The organism is Methylobacter psychrophilus (assembly GCF_025583945.1).
Taxonomy (GTDB): domain Bacteria; phylum Pseudomonadota; class Gammaproteobacteria; order Methylococcales; family Methylomonadaceae; genus Methylobacter_C; species Methylobacter_C psychrophilus.
In genome coordinates, this window is the sequence record NZ_JAOEGU010000121.1 from 1 (window position 1) to 2383 (window position 2383).

A 2383-nucleotide genomic window follows, 5' to 3' on the forward strand; every position below is an offset into this window, starting at 1 on the left:
TCTTCGATATTCTCAATACCGGTATCGGCGTATTTTTCCAGTAAGGTTTCCAATACCTGGCGAGCTTGGTCGCCGTATTTGGTAAAGTAATTGCGTTTTTTTACCTGATCGGCACGTTCGCGGCGGGTCAGCGGTGGTTGATCAAAAGCTACATGGCAAATCAAATCGAAGGCATCGAAGTCTTTGCCCACGTCATCGGCCAAGGCTTCCAGTAATAATCCGTGTGCTTCCAGCTCTTGCAGAATGGCAACCTTACGGTCGGTTTTGCTCCAGCGGCGCAAGAAGTCATCGAGTGAGGCATAATCCTTGCGCACCGTTGAACGGGTGTAATCTTTAAGGGATTCGGTAATCAACTTGCCTTCAGGGCCGTAATATTGCACACGTTCTGAAATAACATAGACGGTTACATCGGCAAGCACATATTTTATCCGCTTGGTGCCGGGGTTGTCGTCGCCAAAATCAACGCCATCCTCTTCTGTTGTTGCGAAATCATCATCGCCTGTATTGGCGAGCACCGGATTACCGTTTTCATCGAAAATAATTTCAGGTTCATCTTCTGGTGGTACAGGGGATTCATCGCCTTTTGGCTCATAAATCATCACCGGTTCGCCATCAAAGTCTTTATCCGCAAACAGCTCGGTGACTTTTTTAAAATCCATGATGGTAAACCAGTATTTATCGTAATCTTCATTGATACGGGTGCCGCGCCCGATGACCTGTTTAAACTCAGTCATTGATTTGATATGTTGATCCAAGACAATTAGTTTGCAGGTTTGGGCATCGACACCGGTTGACATGAGTTTGGAAGTGGTGGCGATGACCGGGTAACGTTCTTCGGGATTGATAAAATTGTCCAGTTCCGCCTTGCCTTCAAGTTCATCACCGGTAATACGCATGATGTATTTACGATTTTCTTGCACCCGTTCGGGATTCAAGTTGACCAAAGCCTGACGCATACGTTCGGCATGGTCGATGTCATCGCAGAAGACAATGGTCTTGGCGTAAGGATCGGTCGCGACCAGAAATTCAGTGATTTTTCTGGCGACCAGTTCGGTGCGCTTTTCAAGCACCAAGGTGCGATCCATATCAATCTGGTTATAAACGCGGTCTTCTATTAACTCACCATTTTTATCCAGCTGACCTTTACTGGGTCGCCAGCCTTGCAGGTCTTTGTCAATATCGATACGGACGACTTTATAAGGCGCCAGAAAGCCGTCTTCGATACCTTGTTTGAGTGAATAGGTGTAGACAGCCTCACCAAAGTAAAAAATGCTGGACACGTCTTTGGTTTCTTTGGGCGTCGCCGTTAAGCCGACATGCGTGGCCGATGAAAAGTAGGCCAGAATGACGCGCCAGGCCGAATCTTCTGCCGCGCTGCCGCGATGGCATTCATCGATGACAATGAGATCAAAAAAATCCGGCGAGAATTGCTTGTAAATGTTTTGCTCTTCTTCGTTGCCGGTGACGGCTTGATATAACGACAGATAGATTTCATAGCTCTTGTCGATCTGACGCTTGCTGATCTTGGTCATGGCGGCGGCAAAGGGCTTAAAATCGTTATTCTTGGTTTGATCGACCAGAATATTGCGGTCAGCCAGAAACAGGATGCGTTTTTTAGTGCCCGATTTCCACAAGCGCCAGATAATCTGGAACGCGGTATAAGTCTTGCCGGTACCGGTCGCCATGACCAGCAAAATGCGTTGCTGGCCTTTGGCCACGGCTTCGATGGTGTTGTTGATCGCAGTAGCCTGATAATAACGCGGGGCGCGACTGCTGCCATCATCGTAATAAGGCATTTCTACGGTGTGGCGGGCATCGGCTGTTGCCAGTCCCTTCCACTGACAATAGCGTTGCCATAATTCCGCCGGTGCAGGAAAGGCATCCAGGGTTAATTCCTGCTCGGTTTTTTCAGCCAGTCCGGTGCGGTCATGCAGTAAAAAACCATCACCATTGGAGCTAAACACAAACGGTATGCCCAGTGTTTCGGCATAGTTAAGCGCTTGCTGCATACCGGAACCTACACTATGTTTATTGTCCTTGGCTTCAATGACTGCAAGCGGAATATTGGCTTTGTAATACAGGATGTAATCGGCACGCTTTTGTTCACCACGGGTATGCAACTTGCCACGAACAATCACACGGCCTTTGGTGAAAAAAACCTCTCGACGTATTTGTAAAGCCTCGTCCCATCCAGCCTGAATAACAGCAGGCGTGATGTACTTGGCACAAATATCGGACTCACTTAAGGTCTTTTTGCTCATGATTCCTGCTGTAGTCGTTAGGTTTTTAGGGTAGTAAGAAGAGTCACCAAGCGGTGCAGGTCGGTATAAGGCTCTATGCCATTGTGAGCAGTGGTAAGTTGCGCCAGTTGTTCGGCACGTTG

1 protein-coding gene is annotated in these 2383 nt (G+C 48.1%); it reads right to left on the reverse strand.

Features of this window, described 5'->3' with window-relative positions:
- On the reverse strand, positions 1-2261 hold a 2261-nt coding region (hsdR, locus tag N7974_RS20355; RefSeq protein ID WP_262967361.1), incomplete at its 3' end, for an EcoAI/FtnUII family type I restriction enzme subunit R.
- Positions 2262-2383 lie beyond the last annotated feature (122 nt).